Below are 19,568 nucleotides of genomic sequence, written 5' to 3' on the forward strand. Positions count from 1 at the left end.
CGTTCTCAGGGGAGGACGACGACCTGAGCGGCGAACACGAGGCCCGCGCCGAAGCCGATCTGCAGTGCGAGGCCGCCCGAGAGCTCGGGGTGCTCGGCCATGAGGCGATGGCTGGCGAGCGGGATCGACGCAGCAGAGGTGTTGCCGGTGGTCTCGATGTCACGAGCGATGACCGTGGACTCCGGCAGCTTGAGCTGCTTGGCGAACTCGTCGATGATGCGCATGTTCGCCTGGTGCGGGATGAACGCGGCGATGTCGGCGGGCTCGACGCCGGCCTTGTCGAGAGCCTCGCGGGCGACCTTGGCCATCTCCCATACCGCCCAGCGGAAGACCGTCTGGCCCTCCTGGCGCAGCGTCGGCCACGGCACCTCGCCGTCGCGGAACTCGGTGAGAGTGCCGTTCATGCCGACGGCGTCGGCCTTCGATCCGTCGGAACCCCAGACCGCCGGGGCGATGCCCGGCGTGTCGCTCGGGCCGATGAGCGCGGCACCCGCGCCGTCTCCGAGCAGGAACGAGATGCTGCGGTCGGCGGGGTCGACGATGTCCGAGAGCTTCTCGGTGCCGATCACGAGGGCGTAGCGTGCGGCGCCGGACCTGATCAGCGCATCGGCCTGGGTGACCGCGTAGGCGTACCCGGCGCAGGCGGCGTTGATGTCGTAGGCGGCCGCCGGGTTGGCGCCCACGCGGTCGGCGACGATCGCCGAGACCGAGGGCGACTGCTTGGGGTTGCTGATGGTGGCGACGATCACGAGGTCGACCTGGTCGGCCGGGATGCCGGACTTCTCGATCGCCTCGGCGGCAGCGGTGGTCGCGAGATCGATCGCATCCGTGCCCTTGTCTGCCCGGACGCGGGTCACGATGCCGGTGCGCTGGCGGATCCACTCGTCGCTCGAGTCGATCGGGCCGATGAGGTCGTCGTTCGGCACCGCGTTCTCACCACGGGCCGCGCCGTAGGAGTAGATCCGGGTGTACGCGGGACCGGTGACCTGGTTCAGGGTGGGGCTCATGCGGCTTCTCCGTTCAGCAGCGCGACGGCCGCATCGAGGTCATCGGGGGTCTTGACGGCGACTGTCGGCACGCCGCGCAGGCCGCGCTTGGCGAGCCCGGTCAGCGCGCCCGCAGGAGCGAGCTCGATCAGGCCGGTGATGCCCTGATCGGCGAAGGAGGCCATGCACAGGTCCCAGCGCACGGGCGAGGAGACCTGGTCGACGAGGTAGTTCAGAGCCTGCGTTCCCTCGGCGACGACCGAACCGTCGCGGTTCGTCCACAGGGTGATGTCAGGGTCTGAGGGAGTCACGGCCGACACGGCGTCGCGCAGGACGGCGACCGCCGATCCCATGAACGACGTGTGGAACGCGCCGGCCACCTGAAGGGGGATGACGCGGGTGCCCTTGACGGGCTCGGTGGCGAGGGCATCCAGCCCTGCGAGCTCGCCGGCCACCACGAGCTGGCCACCGCCGTTGTAGTTCGCGGGGGAGAGACCGAGCTCACTCAGGCGCGTGAGGATCGTCTCCTCGTCGCCTCCGAGCACCGCGCTCATGCCGGTGGGGGTCTGTGCTGCGGCATCCGCCATCGCACGACCTCGGATGCCGACCAGGCGCATCCCGGTCTCGGCGTCGATCACACCGCTGCCCACGAGCGCCGCGATCTCACCGACCGAGTGGCCGGCTACTCCGTCTGCACGGCGGCCTGCACGGGCCGTCAGGGCGTTCGCGGCGATGAGCGAGGCGGCGACGATCAGCGGCTGGGCGATGCGCGTGTCGCGGATGGTGTCGGCATCCGACACCGTCCCGTGCTGCTGGAGGTCGACCTCCGCGGCTTCGGAATAGGCGGCGAGGGTCTCTGTCACGCCGTCCAGCTCGAGCCAGGGGGAGAGGAAACCGGGGGTCTGCGAGCCCTGTCCTGGGCATACGACGACAATCACCACCCCAGTCTGCCAACGATCTGCCCGAAGTGGTGGATGATCCATCACAAGATTCCGAAGATCCCTTGTGTGTGGCGCACAGCAGATCGGTGTCTGCCGCACTGATCAGCGGGAGGGGCGACGCAGCGGCGGGCGACGGCGGACCTGATCGGCCGCGCCGATGGAGCCGAGGATGAGGGCCGTCTGCAGGATCAGCGCCTCGCGCGGACCTGTGGCATCCCATCCGATGACCTCGCTGACGCGCTTCAGGCGGTAGCGGACGGTGTTGGGGTGCACGAACAGCTCGCGTGCGGTGGCCTCGAGCGATCGGCCGTTGTCGAGGTAACTCCACAGCGTCGTCACGAGGTCGGTCGAGTGTGCCTGCAGCGGGCGATAGATCCGCTCGATCAGCGTTTGCTTCGCGAGGGGATCGCCCGCGAGTGCACGCTCGGGCAGGAGGTCGTCGGCGTCGACAGGTCGTGGAGCGCTGCGCCAGGCGCGCGCGACGGCGAAACCTGCGAGTGCGGCACGCGCGCTCTGGCTCGCGTCCACGAGCGCGGCGACGGCTGGGCCGAGGACGACGTATCCGGGACCGAACGAGGGCTCGAGCCTGGACGCGATCTCCTCGAAGCCGAGCTCCTCCTCTTCGCCCTCGGAAGGCTCCTGGCCCGCGATGCGGGCTCGACCGATGACGAGCACGAGACGCGAGCCCTGCACCCCGATGAGAACGTCCACCGCGAGCTTGCGGGCCGTGCGGCGCACGAGATCGACGTCGAACTGCGGGGGAGTCGTGCCGACCAGCACTGCGACCTCGCCGTGGCCGTGCCAGCCGAGCGCAGCGATCCGGCTCGGCAGCTCTTCGTCGGCTTCACCCGTGAGGATCGAGTCGACCACGAGCGCTTCGAGTCGTGCATCCCACAGACCACGTGCCTCGGCGGCGCGGGCGTAGACGTCGGCGGCGGCGAAGGCGACGTCGCGCGAGTAGAGCAGGATCGCCTCGCGGAGATCTTCGCCTCGTCCGGCGACGCGCTCCTCGGTCACCTCGACCGTGACGCGGATGAGCTGCAGCGTCTGCTGCAGGCTGACGCTGCGCAGAAGCTCGCGTGGTGCCGCGGCGAAGATGTCCGCGGCGATCCAGGGGGTCGAGGTCGGATCCTCGTACCACTGGATGAAGGAGGTGATGCCGGCCTGAGCCACCAGCCCGACCGCAGAGCGGCGGGCTGGTGGCATGTCGGCGTACCAGGGGAGGGTGTCCTCGAGGCGCTTGATCGTCACCGAGGCGATGTCACCGGAGATCCGGCGCAGCCAGGTGAGCGTCGCGGTCTTGTCCATACCGCGCGAAGAGGATCCTGTCACCGATGGCTCAGCTTTCGCCGCCCGCGTTGCCGCTGGTGCCGGCGTTCACGTCGTGCAGGCTGTACTTCTGGATGGCCTGCGCGGCGAGAGAACGGTCGACGACCCCGTCTTCGGCGAGCGACTGCAGCGTGCGGACGACGATCGACGGACCGTCGATCTTGAAGAAGCGACGGGCTGCGGCACGCGTGTCGGAGAATCCGAAACCATCGGCACCGAGCGTCGCGAAACGCTGCGGGACCCAAGGGCGGATCTGGTCCTGCACGGCGTGCATGAAGTCGCTCACGGCGACGACGGGACCTTCGGCGCCCTGCAGCTTCTGCGTGAGGTACGCGGTGCGGGGCTCCTCCTCCGGGTGCAGGAAGTTGTGCTCGTCGGCGGCCAGGCCGTCGCGGCGCAGCTCGGTCCAGGAGGTGACCGACCAGACGTCGGCGATCACACCCCAGTCGTTCTTCAGCAGCTGCTGCGCCTCGAGGGCCCACGGGAGTCCGACGCCCGACGCGAAGAGCTGGGCGCGGGGGCCCTCGCCCTCGCCGACCGACACACGGTGGATGCCGCGCACGATGCCGTCGACGTCCACGTTCTCCGGCTCGGCGGGCATCACCATCGGCTCGTTGTAGAGCGTGATGTAGTACATGACGTTCGGGTCTTCGTGGTTGCCGCCGTACATGCGCTCGAGACCTGAGCGCATGATGTGCGCGATCTCGTAGCCGTAGGCCGGGTCGTACGAGACCGTCGCCGGGTTGGTGGCGGCGAGCAGATGCGAGTGACCGTCGGCGTGCTGCAGGCCCTCACCCGTGAGGGTGGTGCGACCCGCCGTCGCGCCCATGATGAACCCTCGGGCCATCTGGTCGCCGGCGGCCCACTGGGCGTCGCCGGTGCGCTGGAATCCGAACATCGAGTAGAAGAGGTAGATCGGGATCAGCGGCTCGCCGTGCGTGGCGTAGGAGGTGCCCGCCGCGGTGAACGCCGCGAGAGCGCCCGCTTCGTTGATGCCGACGTGCACGATCTGGCCCTGCGGGCTCTCCTTGTACGCGAGGAGGAGCTCACGGTCGACCGACGTGTAGTGCTGGCCGTTCGGGTTGTAGATCTTCGCAGACGGGAAGTACGCGTCCATTCCGAACGTACGGGCCTCGTCCGGGATGATCGGGACGATGCGGTGGCCGAAGTCCTTCGAACGCAGCAGGTCCTTCAGCAGACGGACGAACGCCATGGTCGTGGCGATCTCCTGCGTGCCGGAGCCCTTCTTGGGCAGCGCGTACGCGGTGTCGTCGGGGAGCGAGAGCCCGACGTGCGTGGAACGGCGCTCCGGGAGGTAGCCGCCGAGAGCCTGGCGGCGCTCGAGCATGTACTGGATCGTCTCGTCCTGCGGGCCCGGGTTGTAGTACGGGGGCAGGTACGGGTTCTCCTCGAGCTGCGAATCCGTGATCGGGATGTGCATCGCGTCGCGGAACGTCTTGAGGTTGTCCAGCGTCATCTTCTTCATCTGGTGGGTCGCGTTGCGGCCCTCGAAGTGCGGACCGAGGCCGTAGCCCTTGACGGTCTTCGCCAGGATGACGGTGGGCTTGCCCTTGTGCTCGGTCGCGGCCTTGAACGCGGCGTAGACCTTGCGGTAGTCGTGGCCACCGCGCTTCAGGTTCCAGATGTCGTCGTCGGAGTAGTCCTTGACGAGGGCTGCGGCGCGCTCGTCGCGGCCGAAGAAGTGCTCGCGGACGTACGCACCGGACTCGGCCTTGTACGTCTGGTAGTCACCGTCGGGGGTGACGTTCATGAGGTTGAGCAGCGCGCCCTCGCTGTCGCGGGCGAGCAGGTCGTCCCATTCGCGACCCCAGACGACCTTGATGACGTTCCACCCGGCACCGCGGAAGAACGACTCGAGCTCCTGGACGATCTTGCCGTTGCCGCGCACAGGGCCGTCGAGGCGCTGCAGGTTGCAGTTGACGATGAACGTGAGGTTGTCGAGGCCCTCGTTGGCTGCGACCTGCAGCTGGCCGCGGCTCTCGACCTCGTCCATCTCGCCGTCGCCGAGGAATGCCCAGACGTGCGACTGCGACGTGTCCTTGATACCGCGGTTCTCGAGGTACTTGTTCGACATCGCCTGGTAGATGGCATTGATCGGGCCGAGACCCATCGAGACCGTCGGGAACTGCCAGTACTCCGGCATCAGACGCGGGTGCGGGTACGACGGGATGCCGTGCGGTGCGTGCGACTTCTCCTGACGGAAGCCGTCGAGCTGGTCTTCGCTCAGGCGGCCCTCGAGGAAGGAGCGCGCGTAGGTTCCGGGGGATGCGTGGCCCTGGATGAAGATCTGATCGGCCCCGCCGGGGTTGTCTGCACCCTTGAAGAAGTGGTTGAAGCCGACCTCGTACAGCGCGGCGGACGAGGCGTATGTCGAGATGTGGCCGCCGACACCGATGCCGGGGCGCTGGGCCCGGTGCACCGTGATCGCGGCGTTCCAGCGGATCCACGCCCGGTAGCGGCGCTCGATCTCTTCGTCACCCGGGAACTCGGGCTCGTTCTCGGCAGCGATCGTGTTGATGTAGTCGGTGGTCGGGACCATCGGCACGCCCAGGTGCAGCTCCTTCGAGCGCTTGAGCAGGCTGAGCATGATCTCGCGGCCACGACCGTGGCCCTTGGCGTCGACGAGCTCGTCGAGCGACTGCTGCCACTCGCCCGTCTCTTCCGGATCGCTGTCGAGGGGGCCCTGGGAATACGGATCCTGGTCGTGCACAGTCACGGGGGAGCCTTTCGTCAAGCTGGCAGGTCATGCCATTGAAACGGGAAGCGACGCGGGCAGCCTTGTCGGCTGTGCACAACGCGTGCCTCCCTCACCCTATCCCCCTTCACGGACGGCCGGATGCCGCAGGCGTCATGCGAGTCGTCTGTCACATCCGGAGCGCGGCCGGTGTCTTCATGTCGAAGGTCGGAAACGACAGGACAGGAGCCACGATCATGAGCAGCAGCAGCACGAGTCGCCTCCCGGCGGCGGAGGTCACGGGTGTGTACGGCGCGATCATCAAGGTGTTCGCGAAGAAGATGATGGGCCGAGTGCCGGAGTCGGTCGGCGTCCTCTGGAACAACCCGGCGGTCATGAAGGACGCCATGGGCATCGGGCGGAAGACCGAGGGCTGGAAAGAGCTCGACAGCGACTTCGCGTCGTACGCGGGGATGGCGGCCGCGGCGACCGTCGGCTGCAGTTTCTGCCTCGACTTCAACTACTTCATCGGTCACAACAACGGTCTCGACGCGACGAAGATCCGGCAGGTGCCGCGCTGGCGCGAGGCGACGGTCTTCTCTCCTGTCGAACGTCGGGTGATGGAGTACGCGGAGGCCGCCAGCCAGACCCCGCCGGCGGTGACGGATGAGCTCTCCGACGCGCTGCTCGCAGATCTCGGGGCACCGGCGCTGGTGGAGCTCGCCGCGCGTGTGGCGTTCATGAACATGAGCGCGCGGATGAACGTGGCACTCGGCATCCGTTCCGAGGAGTTCGCCGACGCGTGCGGGCTTCCTCCGCTCGCCCAGCGGTCCGCGACTCCTGACGCGGCGCAGTCCGCCGCGTAGGCTCGCGACATGGACCGCGTCACGCACGCCGACGACGATCCGTTCGTCGTGCACCGCAACCTCCTGTTCACCGTCGCCTACGAGATGCTCGGGTCCGCGGCGGACGCCGAGGACGTGCTGCAGGAGTCGTGGCTCCGGTGGTCCGCTGTCGATCAGGCGGGAATCGGCGCACCCAAGGCATACCTCGTGCGGATCGTGACACGGCAGGCGCTCAACCACATCCGCTCGTCCTCCCGGCGCCGCGAGGACTACGTCGGGGAGTGGCTCCCCGAGCCCCTGCTCACATCCCCTGATGTCGCGGATGACGTCGAGCTGGCAGAGAGTCTCTCGATGGCGATGCTCACCGTGCTCGAGACGCTCAGCCCGGCGGAGCGCGCCGTGTTCGTGCTGCGCGAGGTGTTCGACGTGCCCTACGACGAGATCGCCGATGCCGTCGCGAAGACACCGGCCGCGGTGCGGCAGATCGCGCATCGTGCGAAGGACCACGTCGCGGCGCGGCGTCCGCGGATCCGCGTGATCCCCTCCGAGCACGAGCGGGCGGTCACCCGGCTGCTCGCCGCCCTGGAGACCGGAGACATCCAGGGGCTGATGGACGTGCTCGCCCCGGATGCGGTCTCGGTCGCAGACAGCGGCGGCAAGGTGCGAGGTGCGGCGCGAAGGCCGCTCGTCGGAGCGGACGCCATCGCGCGATACCTCATCGGCAGTCTTGCCAAGTTCAGCCGTGAATTCCGAACCGTGATCACGACGATCAACGCAGAACCCGCGATCCGCGTGGAGATCGACGGACAGCTCGCCGGGATCGTCACGATCGCCGTCGAGGACGGACGGATCACCCGGATCTACTCGATGGCGAACCCGGACAAGCTCGGACGCGTCGACGAGGAGGTTCCGCTCGTGCGGTGACGAACGTGATCGCGTTCACTTGGCTAGAGTGGAACCACCAGGGCCTTTAGCTCAGCTGGTAGAGCGCCACGTTTACACCGTGGATGTCGTCGGTTCGATCCCGGCAGGGCCCACCATCAGTGAATGTCAGACTCTCGGGCATGTCATGCCGCGGGGGACGAGGGCGGGCCGACGAAGGCGGGTATCCTCATGCGCATGGCCACCGCAACGACGCAGACCCCGAAACGCGAGGCATTCGGCTCGCGCAACGTCTTCATCCTCTCGGCGATCGGCTCTGCCGTCGGGTTGGGCAACATCTGGCGCTTCCCTTACGTGGCGTATGAGGGCGGAGGCGGTGCGTTCCTCATCCCGTACCTGTGCGCGCTGCTCACCGCAGGCATCCCGCTCCTCTTCTTCGACTACGCCATCGGCCACCGATTCCGAGGATCCGCTCCGCTGGCGTTCCGCCGGATGCACCGCAGGGCAGAGCCGCTCGGCTGGTGGCAGGTGCTGATCTGCGTGGTGATCGCGGTCTACTACGCGGTGATCATCGCGTGGGCGGCCATGTACACCTGGTTCTCCGCCCAGCTGACCTGGGGCCCCGGCAACGAGAACGACTTCTTCTTCATCGACTTCCTGCGCTCGGCGGACGTCGCCGAGACGGGCATCTCGACCGAGTTCGTGCCGCAGGTCGGCATCCCGCTCGTGGTGGTCTGGCTGATCGTCATCGTGATCATGGCGCTCGGAGTGAAGCGCGGCATCGGCCGGGCGAACATGATCCTGATGCCGCTGCTGACGGTGATGTTCGCGATCCTCGTCGTGCAATCGCTGTTCCTGCCTGGCGCGATGGACGGACTCAACGCCTTCTTCACGCCGAACTGGGAGGCGCTGGGAGACCCCGCCGTCTGGGCCTCGGCCTACGGCCACATCTTCTTCTCGCTGTCGGTCGCCTTCGGCATCATGGTGACCTATTCGTCGTACCTCAAGCGCAAGACCGACCTCACCGGGTCCGGTCTGGTCGTCGCGTTCGCGAACTCCGGGTTCGAGATCCTCGCCGGAATCGGCGTGTTCGCGGCCCTCGGCTTCATGGCGCAGGCGCAGGGCACAGAGGTGGCAGGGGTGGCGTCGTCCGGCATCGGCTTGGCCTTCATCGCCTTCCCGACGATCGTCTCGCAAGCAGCCGGCGGCTCGATCATCGGCGTCCTGTTCTTCGGGGCGCTGGTCTTCGCGGGTATCACGTCTCTCATCTCGATCCTCGAGGTGATCGTCGCCGCACTGCAGGACAAGCTCGGTTGGGCTCGCATCCGCACGACCCTGACGGTCTCGATCCCGCTCGCGATCGTCTCGATGGCGCTGTTCTCGACCACCACGGCTCTGTCGGTGCTCGACACGGCGGATGCGTTCGTGAACGCCTTCGGCATCATGGCGGTCGCGCTCGTCGCCGTGATCGTCGTCGCCTGGCTGCTTCACAAGCTGCCCGCCCTGGTCGAGCATCTCGATCGACGGTCGAGCTTCCGTGTCGGCCGGTTCTGGATGCTGCTCGTCGGCGCGCTCGCGCCGCTGGTGCTCGGCTATCTGCTCGTCACCGAGCTGATCTCGAAGATCTCCGAACCGTACGGCGGTTACCCCGGGTGGTTCCTCGCCGTCTTCGGATGGGGCATGGTCATCGCGCTCGTCGCGATCGCACTGCTGCTGTCGGCCCTGCCCTGGAGCGGCCGCTCGCACGCGAAGGATGACCCCGAGTACGACGAGTTCCTCACCGAGGAAGACTATGAACCGGATGCCGAGACGTCGTCGATCCCGCTGATCGCGACTCCGGAACCGGGCGCGACGGAGAAGGGAGCGGGCGCATGACCACGACAGCGATCGTCATGATGATCATCGCGATGGTGACGATCTGGGGCGGCCTCATCGCCGCGATCGTGAACCTCGCGCGTCACCCGGAGGCTGCGGATTCCGAGCCCGCCCCGCCCGTGGAGCTCTGACCGTCGAGGGAAGGCCAGCGCAGCCGACTCAGAGTGCCGATCGCCAGGGTCTGCGCCCCGTCGAGGGTCAGACAGGTCAGGAGCGTGTGGTGGCATCCGCGGCAGAGGAGGATCCCCCCGGCGTCGTCGAGCTCGGCGACGGCATCGGCCAGCGCTGCCTCATGCGCGCAGTGGCGGCACGTCGCGCGTGCGGCCGTCATGTCTCTGCCGAAGATCTCGAGCAGAAGGCCTCCGGCGGCGTTGCCGTCGACCCTGTGGTGATGACCTGGGTGGGTGGCGTTCATCAGGCACCTCCGAAGCGTTCAGTGCGGATGCGGTCGGGGGAGTGCCCGGCAGCGACGAGCAGGTCGGCGACGGCCTCGACGAAGCCGGTCGGTCCGCACACGTACACCGACGGACGCTCGCTCGGTGGAATCGTGGCGGCGGCGATCGTCGCCGCATCGACCCGCCCGGCCGGTCTCGCGAAGCCCGGCGGTGCCGAACGGGTGTAGGCCCAGTCGACGGTGAAGGCGTCGCTTTCGAGGCCGGTCAGTTCATCGGCGTAGAACGCGTCATCCTGCGAGCGCACCGAATACAGCATCCGCATCGGTGCGCTGCTCGCTGCGAGGGCATGCACGCGCGCCATCGCGACGAGCGGGACGATGCCCGATCCGCCGGCGATGAGCTGCACGGGCTCGGAACGGTCGGGCGTCCACACGAAGTAGGCGCCGATGGGGCCGCGCACCTCCAGCTCGTCGCCGGGGAGAACGTCTTCGACGAGGTAGGGGGAGACCTCGCCGTCGGGAAGCTCGTCGACGGCGAGCTCGAGGATCTCGTCTGCTCCCGACGAGGCGAGGGAATACGAGCGCACGGCCTGGTAGCCGTCTTCGGCCGTGAGGCGCACGTCGACGTGCTGTCCGGCGAGGTTGCCCGGCCAGCCGGCGACTCGGACGTGAAGAACTCGACCGTGCGGCGTCGCCGGTCGGGTCGCGACGACTCGAGCGACCAGCCACGGTGATGAGGTCGTCACCAGTACCGCTCTTCCTTCCAGGGATCGCCGTACATGTTGTAGCCGTTCTGCTCCCAGAACCCGGGTTCGTCGTGCTCCAGCATGTCCAGCCCGTGCACCCACTTCGCGGACTTCCAGAAGTAGAGGTGGGGCACCAGCAGGCGAGCGGGTCCGCCGTGTTCCGGTGCGAGCGGTTCGCCCTCGAACTCGACCGCGATCCACGCCTTCCCGCCTGAGAGGTCTGCCCGCGGAACGTTGGTGGTGTAGCCGCCGTACGAGAAGACCCGGGTGAAGTCGCCGTCGCCAGCATCCTGCAGCAGATGGTCGAGTGAGACGCCGCGCCACCGTGTGCCGAGCTTCGACCAACGGGTCACGCAGTGGATGTCGGTGGTGATGTCATCGATCGGGAGTTCATGGAGCTGCTCCCAGGACCAGGTGAGGCGGATGCCGTCGAGCCCTACTATCGCGAACTCCCACGTGTCTGTCTGCACCCGCGGGGTGGGGCCGGCGGAGAGCACCGGGAAGTCCGCGGTCAGATACTGACCGGGAGGCAGGCGGTCGTCGGACTCTCTGCGCCGTGCGCCGAATCCACGGGAGATCACAGCCATGTTCGTCTTCTTTCGTCGGTCCAGTGAGTCCAGCCCGTCGACGGGGAAGATCCGTCCTACAACTGTCGAAGGTCGGCCCGCGCAGTGACGCACCGATTCTAGTGACGCGCAGCCACGGCGCACGAGGGGTTCGTGCTCATCGGCGTCGGGTCACAGAGGCGGAAGTACGCCGATCCCGCGGGCGAAGGACCGCAGGCGGTCTGCCATGTCCTGTGGAACCTCGGCGATCGTGAAATGTCGGCCCGTGCGACTCGGGAAGGACATGAGATTCGATCCACCATTTTTTACTCATAAACGTGAACTTCGTGCTAGCTTCACTCGTAAAACAGTTGATCAAGACACGGAGTCACATTGCTGAGTAATTCTGCTCTTTCTGCTGATTCCGGCGCCGTCGCCGACGCACCCGCCACACCCGAGCGGCTCGCGCGCGACAACATGCCGCTCGCGACCTTTCTCGCGGTCGAGAAGGCGCGGTCAGCGACTCATGTCGATCTCGATGACCTGCTCTCCGCCGCGCGACTGGGCCTCGCCCGCGCGGCGATGACGTACGACGCATCCCGCGGCATCCCGTTCGGAGCCTTCGCCAGCAGTCAGATCAACTGGGCGATGCTCTCGGAGATGCGACGAGCAGACCCCGCCGGCGAACGCGGTCGCGACAAGATCGAACGAGTGCGCGTGGCCGCCGAGACCGTGCTGGCCCGCACCGGGCGCACGGCGACTCTGGCCGAGCTCGCGAAGGAGTCAGGACTCGAGGTCGACGTCGTCGCCGAGATGACGCAGCTCGACGAGATGGTGCGCACCGCCATCAGCTTCGACGAGCACTTCGATGTCGAGACCGGTCGTCAGGCAGTGGATCTCACCGACAGTGTGATCCTCCCCGAGCACGCGGTCGAGCAGTCCGAGACGCGCGCGATGGTGAATCGCGTGGTCGACGCGCTTCCTGCGGCGATGCAGCAGGTCGTGCGCGGCATCTACCTCGAGGACCGCATGGTCAAGGACATCGCCGAGGAGCTCGAGGTCAGCCACGCCTACGTGTCGAAGCTGCGCTCGCGAGGTCTCGCCCTCGTGCGCGAGGCGATGGAGGCCTGGGAGAACGGCACGACGGGCGACCGCTCGACCAAGGCGAAGAACGAGTTCTTCGAGACGCTGTTCGGCCCCGCCCGCATCGACATGCGTGACCGATCGGGCGAACTCCTCGTCGCGAGCTGAGCCGACGTCAGAATCTTCGCGATCGGTGGTTACGCCGCCGTCGCATGTCGCGAATATCGGTTGTGCAGGTCCACGGATGGACCCGCATTCGGTCCCATAACCACGGAGGAATTCTCATGGGTCTTCAGATCGCAACCAACGTCGGTGCACTCAACGCGTACCGCAACCTGTCCGTCAACCAGAACGACGTCTCGAAGTCGCTCGAGAAGCTCTCGAGCGGTCTGCGCATCAACCGCGCAGCCGATGACGCCGCCGGCCTCGCCATCTCTGAGGGCCTGCGTTCGCAGGTCAACGGCCTGAACGTCGCAGCCCGCAACGCTCAGGACGGCATCTCGGTCATCCAGACCGCAGAAGGCGCCCTGACCGAGGTCCACTCGATCCTGCAGCGCGTCCGCGACCTCGCGGTCCAGGCGGGTTCCGACTCGAACAACGCCGAGTCGCGTGACGCCATCAAGACCGAGATCAACACGCTCGGCGAGGAGCTGACCCGCGTCGCGGCCAGCACGAACTTCAACGGCATCAAGCTGCTCGACAGCGCGAGCACGCTGACGTTCCAGGTCGGCGCCGGCTCGGAGGCCGCAGAGGACCAGATCGCGGTCACCCTGACCGACTTCTCTGGCCTCGGCGCGACGATCAGCGGCCTGACCGTCGACTCCGCAGCCACCGCTCTCGCGGCGATCGCAACGGTCGACACGGAGATCACGGGTGTCTCGACGGCTCGCGCCGGTCTCGGTGCGGTGCAGAACCGCTTCGAGTCGACGATCAACTCGCTGCAGGTCTCGGCCGAGAACCTCGCGGCAGCCAAGAGTCGCATCGCGGACACCGACATGGCCGCCGAGATGGTCAAGTACACCGCTTCGAACATCCTGCAGCAGGCCGGCACCGCCATGCTCGCGCAGGCGAACCAGTCGGGCCAGGGCGTCCTGCAGCTTCTCCGTTGAGTCGCTGCGCCTGAGGCGCATCGGGCGCCCGGGCGGAGTCACCTCCGCTCGGGCGCCTNGACGACCGGGATGAAACTCGACGGACTCGTATCAGGGCTCAAGACCGAAGAGCTCATCAAGGCGCTGATGGACGTCTCGGCGATCCCGAAGACGCTGATCACGAACAAGATCACAGATCGCAACTCGATCATCACGAACCTCCAGTCGCTCAACACCACGTTGCAGGATCTCGTCACGAAGGCGAAGACCGCAGCGGGCGCGACGTCGCTTGCCTCGTTCACCGCCTCCTCCTCATCGGACACCGTCACCGTCACAGCCGGCGAGAAGGCCAGCGCGTTCTCGACCGCGGTCGTCGTCGATGCCGTCGCCACCGCACACTCGGTCGTGACCGCCGCAGGAGGATCCACCGCGTGGGGTGGCACGTTCACGCTCGTCGGCTCCGACGGCGAGTCCGTCGAAGTGACTCCGGTGGGCACCGGCCCGCAGGATCTCGCCAAGGCGATCAATGCCTCGAAGGCGGGCGTCAGCGCGACTGTCGTCCCGGCCGGGACGGATGCCGACGGCAAGCCGCTCTCGCGCATCCAGTTGACGTCGATCGAGACCGGGGCTGCCGGCGGGTTCACCGTGCACCGCGGCACGGCGGCCGACGTCGCCGGCGGAACCTCGACGGAGCTCGGCGCCGAACCTGGGGCCGCGATCATCACTCAGGGCACTGACGCCCGCATCCGTCTGTTCGCGGGCACGGCCGCCGAACAGACGCTGAACAGCGCCAGCAACACGATCAGCGTGGGCGAGGGCATCGAGGTCACCGTGACGACCGCGAGCGCCGACCCCGTGACGGTGACCGTGGCGCGGGATGCCAAGAAGCAGACCACGACGGCTGAGGCGTTCGTCAAAGAGATCGCGGCGCTCCTGACCCGCATCGACAAAGGATCGACGGCGACGGTCGGAGCGGTCGGGGAGGCCACCACGCTGGGCGTCTTCACGGGCGACAGCACGGTCCGAAACCTTCGCGGTGCACTCACGAGCGCGATGCAGCATCCGGTCGACGGCGTCTCGCCCTCGACGATCGGCATCTCGATCAGCGACAAGGGCGTGCTCTCCTTCGATGCCGAGAAGTTCGCGAAAGCGCTGGCCGAGGATCCCGAGAAGACGCAGGAGCTGTTCTCGTCGATCGCCGGACGTGTGGAGGGCGTGACCACGCAGTACTCCGACAAGTACGACGGTCTGCTCACCCAGCGGATCACGGGCCAGGAGGCCGAGGTCAAGACGCTCAAGACCCAGGTCGAGCGGTGGGACATCCGACTCGAGCAGCGCCAGGCCACTCTCGAGCGCACGTACGCGCAGCTGGAGGTCCAGCTCTCGAAGCTGCAGTCGCAGTCGTCATGGCTGACCAGCCAGCTCGCAGGTCTCTCGTCGTCCTCGGATTCCTGACACCCTCCGGCACCCAGATCCCGTCTTCCCCACACCGCACCGCATCGGAGCTCGCACTCATGGCACTCACCTCCCTCGACCGGGCCAAGCAGCAGTACCTGGAGCAGCAGGTGGCATCGGCCACTCCTGAGCGTCTGCTCACCCTGCTCTACGATCGGCTGCTGGTCGACATCGACCGCGCGGCATCGGCGCAGGATGCCGAGGACTGGCCGGGCGCGGGCCCGCACCTCACGCACGCGCAGTGGATCGTGTCCGAGCTCAACGGCTCGCTCACCGACGTCTGGGACGGTGCGGAGGAGCTGCGCGGCGTGTACACCTACCTCACCGGTCGCCTGATCACGGCGAACATCTCGCGCGATCGAGCCGCGACCGCGGAGTGCCGGGACCTCGTCGCACCCCTGCGTGACGCCTGGCACGCTGCCGCCGAGATGACGAGCGCGGCCGCGCCCCGCGTCTCGGCTCTGGGCTGAGGCGACGTGCCCGACAACCTGACCGAGTGGCTCGCGGTCCTCGAGCAGTTCGAGCGTGCGCTCGACGCCGCAGACGAGACGATGGACCCCCGGGCCTTCGAGCCGCCCTCCGGCCCGATCCCCGATGAGCTCAGGGCTCGAGCAGAAGCGGTGCTCACCCGACAGCAGCTCATGATCAGCGGACTCACCGCGTCGCGCGCCCACGTGGCACGCGAGATCGCTGCGCTGCGCCGCGTCCCCAGCGGACGAGATGACGTCCCCATCTATCTCGACGTCGAGGGGTGAGCATTCGCGGTTACGGCGAGCGCCGACTGTCGCGATAGTCCCCACAGAGCACGGATCGCTCGACGATTGGCCAAGGATCGGCCTCTCCACCAACATCCGGAGTGCCCCCGTGCTCGAATCCGTCACCTCCTCCGCGCTGATCAGCGCTCTCGACGGGCTGGCGTTGCGCCAACGCTCGATCGCCGAGAACATCGCCAACATCAACACCCCCGACTATCAGTCCAAGCGCGTCCAGTTCGAGGACGAGCTGCGATCCGCTGTCGAGAGCGGCTCCGGCACGGTCGCCGCCACCGTCGAGCGATCGCTCGAGCCGACCAGGCTGAACGGCAACAACGTCAACCTCGACACCGAGACGCTGTCGAACATCGACACGGTGCTGCGATTCCAGTTCGCCAGCCAGGCGATCGGCGGCCAGGCCGCATCGATCACCAAGGCGATCGGGCAGGCCTCCGCATGACCTTCGACGCCATCGGCATCGCCGGCACGGGACTGACAGCGCACCGCAAGTGGCTCGATGCGCTCAGCGACAACATCGCCAACGTCAACACCGCGACCCCCGCAGGCCAGGAGGCCTTCCGCGAGAAGTTCGTCACGGTGCAGGCGGGCACCGACAGCCCCGGTGTCTACGTCGCAGGCGTCGTCGAGTCGGATGCCGAGGGCAAGCTCGTCTACGACCCCGAGCACCCGTACGCGAACGAGGACGGATACGTGCAGTACCCCAACGTCGAGCTCGGAGACCAGATGAGCATGCTGATCCTCGCCCAGCGCGGGTACGAGGCGAACGCCGCCGTCGTGGATCGCGCCAAGACGACCTACGAGGCCGCACTGCAGATCGGACGCAACTGATGAGCGGCGCTGTCGAGGCGGTCTCCGCCGCAGGCGTCACCCCGCTCGCAGCCCTGAGCTTCGAGACCGGCCCCGAGGCCGTAGGCGCGTCGTCGTCGGCGGGCGCCTTCGCGACCTCCCTCACGGGTGCCGTCGAGAACCTCCAACAGCTGCAGTCGACATCGAACGAACTCGCCGTGCAGGCCGTCACGGGCGATCTGCAGGACATCCACCAGGCGATGATCGCCTCTACCCGCGCCTCGGTGACACTCGACCTCGTGGTCGCCGTCCGTGACCGCAGCGTGTCGGCGTTCAACGAGATCATGAGGATGCAGGCCTGATGCCGAAGATGCTCACGGGATACTACGACCGCGCGAAGCAGGTCGTGGGAGGATTCTCGCTCGCTCAGCGCACGATCGCCATCATCGGCGTCGCGCTGCTCGTCATGGGCGCGATCGCGCTGGGATCGTGGCTGACCAAGCCGCAGATGAGCCCGCTGTTCACCGGTCTGAGCGCGGGCGACGCCTCGGCCGTCGTCGAGCAGCTGAAGTCCGCCGGTGTCGGCTACGAGCTCACCGAGGGCGGCGCGACCATCCTCGTCCCTGACGACCAGGTCTACGCGCAGCGGCTCGCTGCGGCATCCGCCGGTCTTCCCGGTGACACCAGTGAGGGATACACGCTGCTCGACAAGATGGGCGTGACCGCGAGCGAGTTCCAGCAGTCGGTCACCTACAAGCGGGCGATCGAGGGGGAGCTGGCCGGCACGATCGGTGCGATGGAGGGGATCTCCACCGCATCCGTGCAGCTGGCGATCCCGGAGGAGAGCGTCTTCGTGTCGGAGCGGCAGAGCCCGACGGCATCCGTCTTCGTGAAGACCCGCAGCGGGGCGACTCTCAGCGACGAGAAGATCGAGGCGATCGTGCACCTGACCAGCGCCGCGGTGCCGGGCATGACGCCCGAAGACGTGGCGGTCACCGATCAGGACGGCAGGGTGCTCTCGGCCGTCGGGACAGGGCTCACGGGCTCCTCGTCGAAGCAGGCCACCGAGCACGAGGCGAAGGTCGCCGCATCCGTCAGCAAGATGCTCGAGACGATCGTCGGTGCCGGCAACGCGACGGTCACGGTGTCGGCCGACGTCGCGAACTCGACCTCCGAGCGCATGGATGAGACCTACTCCGCGCCCGAGGGAGATCTGAGCGCGTCCGAGCAGACCAAGACCGAGACGTACACGGGCGGTCAGGGCGGTGGCACCGGTGTGCTCGGCCCCGACAACATCGCGGTACCGAACGGTGCGGACGGGAACGGCGCGTACGAGTTCGAGGAGACCTCGCGCAGCAACGCCGTCAACAAGTCGACCGAGAAGACGATCACCCCGGCCGGCGAGGTCACGCGGCAGACGGTCAGCATCGCACTGAACCGCGGAACCGTCACGGGTGTGACCGCGAACCAGATCGAGTCGCTCGTCGCATCGGCCGCCGGGATCGACGTCGAGCGCGGCGACGAGATCGCCGTAGAGTTCGTCGAGTTCAACGAGTCGGGAGCCACGGCTGCGCAGACCGCTCTGGCGGCAGCGGAGGCCGAGCGCGATTCGCAGTTCCAGCAGGAGCTGCTGAAGTCCGCGATCATCGGCGGCTCGATACTCCTCGCGGTGATCATCCTGATCGTCTTCCTGGTCGTGCGTCGTCGGATGAAGCGCCGGGTGCTGTACACCGACGAAGGTCCGATCGAGTACTTCGCCACCGTGACCGAGAGCGAGGAGCAGAAGCTCAAGTCGCTTCGCGGTCTGAAGGACGCCGATGCGATCGCTCCGACGGCACCGACCAAGCTGCTCCCGTCGGCGATGGTGGACCTCGACGACGAGCCGGAGCCCGACAAGGTGCTCGTCGAACGTCGGCGTCGTGAGATCGACGACCTCGCCAAGCGCGAGCCCGACTCGATCGCCAGCGCCCTGGCCGAGCTGATGGATGAGGCGAGGGTATGAGCCTGCTCACCGATGTGCTGGACGCCCAGGTCGACACCGTCGAGGTGTCGACCTCTGCCGACACCGTCGCCGCACCGGTCCCCGAGATGAGCGGCCTGCGCAAGGCCGCGATCGTGCTGATGAACATGGACCGCGCCGCGAGCGCCGAGGTGCTGCGTCATCTCGGTGAGGAGCGCTCCGAGATGCTGGCCGCGGAGCTCACCCAGCTCGGCGGGGTCGACGTCGCCTCGACCGCGCGCGCACTCGGCGAGTTCCGCCGCATCGCCATCGGCGGGGCGGTGCCGTCTCGCGGCGGACAGGAGTTCGCCACCGGCCTCCTCGAGACCGCCTTCGGGCGCGAGAAGGCCGTCGGGATGGTCGGACGCGTGATGTCGCAGGGCTCGGTCTCGTTCGACTTCCTGAACGCCGCCGACCCCGCGCAGCTCGCCACGATCATCGAGGGGGAGCTCCCCACGACGGTCGCGGTCGTGCTGGCGAACCTCCGCGCCGATCGTGCGGCGGCCGTGCTCGCGGCCCTGCAGGATCCGCTGCGCACCGACGTCGCCCAGGCGATCGCCACGATGGGCACGGCCACCCAGGAGGCGATCTCGATCGTGGCGGACTCGCTGCGTTCGCGCACCGGCGTGTTCGCGATGCGCGACAACCACGAGTCGATCGGGGGAGTGCAGCCGCTGGTCGAGATCATCAACCGTTCGGACACCGCTCTCGAGAAGTCTCTGCTCGCGAGCCTGGAGGGGCGGGACCTGGCGCTGGCCGAGGACATCCGCAGCCGCATGGTGACGTTCGCCGACATCGCCCGCCTCGAGGATCGCGACGCCCAGCGGGTGCTGCGCGGTATCGACCTGCGCATGCTCGCCCTGGCGCTGAAGGGCGCGGACGAGCAGATCACCGACAAGGTGAAGGGCAACATGACTGAGCGCAACCAGGAGAACCTGGCGGAGGAGACGCGCGTGCTCGGTCCCGTGCGGATGCGCCAGGTCGACGAGGCCCGCGCAGAGATCGTGCGCATCATCCGTGAGCTGGAGGCCGCCGAGGAGATCACGATCTCTCGCGAGGACGAGGATGAGCTCATCGAGTGACCGTGCGGCCTTGAGCGATTCAGCGCACATGGTTACCGCCGCGGAGCACTGTCGCGATAGTCCG

General features: G+C 67.6%; 21 protein-coding genes and 1 tRNA gene. 15 read left to right on the forward strand and 7 right to left on the reverse strand.

Annotated features, from left to right (window positions below; genetic code table 11):
- Positions 1–5 precede the first annotated feature (5 nt).
- The 4 genes from ASF80_RS01450 to aceE form a co-directional block, all read right to left on the reverse strand.
- A complete protein-coding gene (locus tag ASF80_RS01450; protein WP_056307357.1) occupies positions 6–1,007 on the reverse strand; it encodes a beta-ketoacyl-ACP synthase III in 1,002 nt (333 codons plus the stop codon).
- Positions 1,004–1,924 carry an ACP S-malonyltransferase gene (locus ASF80_RS01455; RefSeq protein WP_056311606.1) on the reverse strand — a complete coding sequence of 307 codons (921 nt, stop codon included), beginning with the start codon at positions 1,922–1,924 and terminating at the stop codon, positions 1,004–1,006. Before ASF80_RS01455 ends, ASF80_RS01450 begins: the two co-directional genes overlap by 4 nt.
- Before the next feature lie 105 nt (positions 1,925–2,029).
- Positions 2,030–3,235 (reverse strand): PucR family transcriptional regulator, encoded by a 1,206-nt coding sequence (locus tag ASF80_RS01460; protein ID WP_056307359.1) that lies wholly within the window; start codon positions 3,233–3,235, stop codon positions 2,030–2,032.
- Positions 3,236–3,266: 31 nt separating this feature from the next.
- A complete protein-coding gene (gene aceE, locus ASF80_RS01465) occupies positions 3,267–5,993 on the reverse strand; it encodes a pyruvate dehydrogenase (acetyl-transferring), homodimeric type (protein ID WP_056307361.1) in 2,727 nt (908 codons plus the stop codon).
- 215 nt (positions 5,994–6,208) lie between these two features.
- Between aceE and ASF80_RS01470 the strand changes: the two genes are divergently transcribed.
- From ASF80_RS01470 to ASF80_RS18605, 5 genes are all read left to right on the forward strand, one after another.
- A complete protein-coding gene (locus ASF80_RS01470; RefSeq protein ID WP_056311608.1) occupies positions 6,209–6,817 on the forward strand; it encodes a carboxymuconolactone decarboxylase family protein in 609 nt (202 codons plus the stop codon).
- A 9-nt stretch (positions 6,818–6,826) separates the two neighbouring features.
- On the forward strand, positions 6,827–7,720 hold the full coding sequence (locus ASF80_RS01475; protein WP_056307362.1) for an RNA polymerase sigma-70 factor: 894 nt from the start codon (positions 6,827–6,829) through the stop codon (positions 7,718–7,720).
- A gap of 40 nt (positions 7,721–7,760) precedes the next feature.
- Positions 7,761–7,836 (forward strand) — tRNA-Val (locus ASF80_RS01480).
- 79 nt (positions 7,837–7,915) lie between these two features.
- Positions 7,916–9,553 carry a sodium-dependent transporter gene (locus ASF80_RS01485; protein WP_056311610.1) on the forward strand — a complete coding sequence of 546 codons (1,638 nt, stop codon included), beginning with the start codon at positions 7,916–7,918 and terminating at the stop codon, positions 9,551–9,553.
- Positions 9,550–9,684 (forward strand): methionine/alanine import family NSS transporter small subunit, encoded by a 135-nt coding sequence (locus ASF80_RS18605; RefSeq protein WP_082478305.1) that lies wholly within the window; start codon positions 9,550–9,552, stop codon positions 9,682–9,684. The genes ASF80_RS01485 and ASF80_RS18605 overlap by 4 nt, the downstream gene beginning before the upstream one ends.
- On the opposite strand, the gene ASF80_RS01490 is transcribed toward ASF80_RS18605, so the two are convergent.
- Genes ASF80_RS01490 through ASF80_RS01500 form a run of 3 tightly spaced genes read right to left on the reverse strand, consistent with a single transcriptional unit; the run spans position 9,636 to position 11,280 of the window.
- On the reverse strand, positions 9,636–9,968 hold the full coding sequence (locus ASF80_RS01490; protein ID WP_056307364.1) for a DUF6510 family protein: 333 nt from the start codon (positions 9,966–9,968) through the stop codon (positions 9,636–9,638). The genes ASF80_RS18605 and ASF80_RS01490 overlap by 49 nt on opposite strands.
- On the reverse strand, positions 9,968–10,693 hold the full coding sequence (locus ASF80_RS01495) for a ferredoxin reductase (protein WP_056307366.1): 726 nt from the start codon (positions 10,691–10,693) through the stop codon (positions 9,968–9,970). The genes ASF80_RS01490 and ASF80_RS01495 overlap by 1 nt, the downstream gene beginning before the upstream one ends.
- Complete coding sequence (locus ASF80_RS01500; protein WP_056307368.1) at positions 10,690–11,280, reverse strand: molybdopterin-dependent oxidoreductase; 591 nt, start codon at positions 11,278–11,280, stop codon at positions 10,690–10,692. Before ASF80_RS01500 ends, ASF80_RS01495 begins: the two co-directional genes overlap by 4 nt.
- Positions 11,281–11,631: 351 nt before the next feature.
- Here ASF80_RS01500 and ASF80_RS01505 point away from each other — a divergent pair, with 351 nt between their 5' ends.
- The 10 genes from ASF80_RS01505 (at position 11,632) to fliG (ending at position 19,504) form a co-directional block, all read left to right on the forward strand.
- Positions 11,632–12,489, forward strand: coding sequence for a sigma-70 family RNA polymerase sigma factor (locus tag ASF80_RS01505; RefSeq protein WP_157520961.1), 858 nt, complete (start codon positions 11,632–11,634; stop codon positions 12,487–12,489).
- A gap of 116 nt (positions 12,490–12,605) precedes the next feature.
- Positions 12,606–13,430 carry a flagellin gene (locus tag ASF80_RS01510; RefSeq protein WP_056307372.1) on the forward strand — a complete coding sequence of 275 codons (825 nt, stop codon included), beginning with the start codon at positions 12,606–12,608 and terminating at the stop codon, positions 13,428–13,430.
- 69 nt (positions 13,431–13,499) lie between these two features.
- Positions 13,500–14,864, forward strand: coding sequence for a flagellar filament capping protein FliD (gene fliD, locus ASF80_RS01515; protein WP_056307373.1), 1,365 nt, complete (start codon positions 13,500–13,502; stop codon positions 14,862–14,864).
- A 59-nt stretch (positions 14,865–14,923) separates the two neighbouring features.
- Positions 14,924–15,334 carry a flagellar export chaperone FliS gene (fliS, locus tag ASF80_RS01520; RefSeq protein ID WP_056307375.1) on the forward strand — a complete coding sequence of 137 codons (411 nt, stop codon included), beginning with the start codon at positions 14,924–14,926 and terminating at the stop codon, positions 15,332–15,334.
- A 6-nt stretch (positions 15,335–15,340) separates the two neighbouring features.
- Complete coding sequence (locus tag ASF80_RS01525) at positions 15,341–15,619, forward strand: hypothetical protein (RefSeq protein ID WP_056307377.1); 279 nt, start codon at positions 15,341–15,343, stop codon at positions 15,617–15,619.
- A gap of 109 nt (positions 15,620–15,728) precedes the next feature.
- Complete coding sequence (locus ASF80_RS01530; RefSeq protein WP_056307379.1) at positions 15,729–16,076, forward strand: flagellar basal body rod protein FlgB; 348 nt, start codon at positions 15,729–15,731, stop codon at positions 16,074–16,076.
- Positions 16,073–16,465 carry a flagellar basal body rod protein FlgC gene (gene flgC, locus ASF80_RS01535; protein WP_056307381.1) on the forward strand — a complete coding sequence of 131 codons (393 nt, stop codon included), beginning with the start codon at positions 16,073–16,075 and terminating at the stop codon, positions 16,463–16,465. Before ASF80_RS01530 ends, flgC begins: the two co-directional genes overlap by 4 nt.
- The gene (gene fliE, locus ASF80_RS01540; protein ID WP_056307383.1) at positions 16,465–16,785 is read left to right on the forward strand and encodes a flagellar hook-basal body complex protein FliE; all 321 of its coding nucleotides are present in this window, start codon (positions 16,465–16,467) and stop codon (positions 16,783–16,785) included. Before flgC ends, fliE begins: the two co-directional genes overlap by 1 nt.
- The gene (gene fliF, locus ASF80_RS01545; protein WP_056307385.1) at positions 16,785–18,425 is read left to right on the forward strand and encodes a flagellar basal-body MS-ring/collar protein FliF; all 1,641 of its coding nucleotides are present in this window, start codon (positions 16,785–16,787) and stop codon (positions 18,423–18,425) included. The genes fliE and fliF overlap by 1 nt, the downstream gene beginning before the upstream one ends.
- Positions 18,422–19,504, forward strand: a complete 1,083-nt coding sequence (gene fliG / locus ASF80_RS01550; RefSeq protein WP_235559847.1) for a flagellar motor switch protein FliG — start codon at positions 18,422–18,424, stop codon at positions 19,502–19,504. Before fliF ends, fliG begins: the two co-directional genes overlap by 4 nt.
- Positions 19,505–19,568 lie beyond the last annotated feature (64 nt).

The organism is Microbacterium sp. Leaf159, assembly GCF_001423615.1.
In the GTDB taxonomy this organism is placed as follows: domain Bacteria; phylum Actinomycetota; class Actinomycetes; order Actinomycetales; family Microbacteriaceae; genus Microbacterium.

What these genes read in the sequence shown, in the direction of transcription:
- ASF80_RS01470 (WP_056311608.1), top strand. Translation starts at nt 6,209, where the DNA reads ATGAGCAGCAGCAGCACGAGTCGCCTCCCGGCGGCGGAGGTCACGGGT.
- ASF80_RS01460 (WP_056307359.1), bottom strand. Translation starts at nt 3,235, where the DNA reads ATGGACAAGACCGCGACGCTCACCTGGCTGCGCCGGATCTCCGGTGAC.
- ASF80_RS01450 (WP_056307357.1), bottom strand. Translation starts at nt 1,007, where the DNA reads ATGAGCCCCACCCTGAACCAGGTCACCGGTCCCGCGTACACCCGGATC.
- ASF80_RS18605 (WP_082478305.1), top strand. Translation starts at nt 9,550, where the DNA reads ATGACCACGACAGCGATCGTCATGATGATCATCGCGATGGTGACGATC.
- fliF (WP_056307385.1), top strand. Translation starts at nt 16,785, where the DNA reads ATGCCGAAGATGCTCACGGGATACTACGACCGCGCGAAGCAGGTCGTG.
- flgC (WP_056307381.1), top strand. Translation starts at nt 16,073, where the DNA reads ATGACCTTCGACGCCATCGGCATCGCCGGCACGGGACTGACAGCGCAC.
- fliE (WP_056307383.1), top strand. Translation starts at nt 16,465, where the DNA reads ATGAGCGGCGCTGTCGAGGCGGTCTCCGCCGCAGGCGTCACCCCGCTC.
- ASF80_RS01500 (WP_056307368.1), bottom strand. Translation starts at nt 11,280, where the DNA reads ATGGCTGTGATCTCCCGTGGATTCGGCGCACGGCGCAGAGAGTCCGAC.
- fliD (WP_056307373.1), top strand. Translation starts at nt 13,500, where the DNA reads ATGAAACTCGACGGACTCGTATCAGGGCTCAAGACCGAAGAGCTCATC.
- ASF80_RS01510 (WP_056307372.1), top strand. Translation starts at nt 12,606, where the DNA reads ATGGGTCTTCAGATCGCAACCAACGTCGGTGCACTCAACGCGTACCGC.
- ASF80_RS01485 (WP_056311610.1), top strand. Translation starts at nt 7,916, where the DNA reads ATGGCCACCGCAACGACGCAGACCCCGAAACGCGAGGCATTCGGCTCG.
- fliG (WP_235559847.1), top strand. Translation starts at nt 18,422, where the DNA reads ATGAGCCTGCTCACCGATGTGCTGGACGCCCAGGTCGACACCGTCGAG.
- fliS (WP_056307375.1), top strand. Translation starts at nt 14,924, where the DNA reads ATGGCACTCACCTCCCTCGACCGGGCCAAGCAGCAGTACCTGGAGCAG.
- ASF80_RS01490 (WP_056307364.1), bottom strand. Translation starts at nt 9,968, where the DNA reads ATGAACGCCACCCACCCAGGTCATCACCACAGGGTCGACGGCAACGCC.
- ASF80_RS01475 (WP_056307362.1), top strand. Translation starts at nt 6,827, where the DNA reads ATGGACCGCGTCACGCACGCCGACGACGATCCGTTCGTCGTGCACCGC.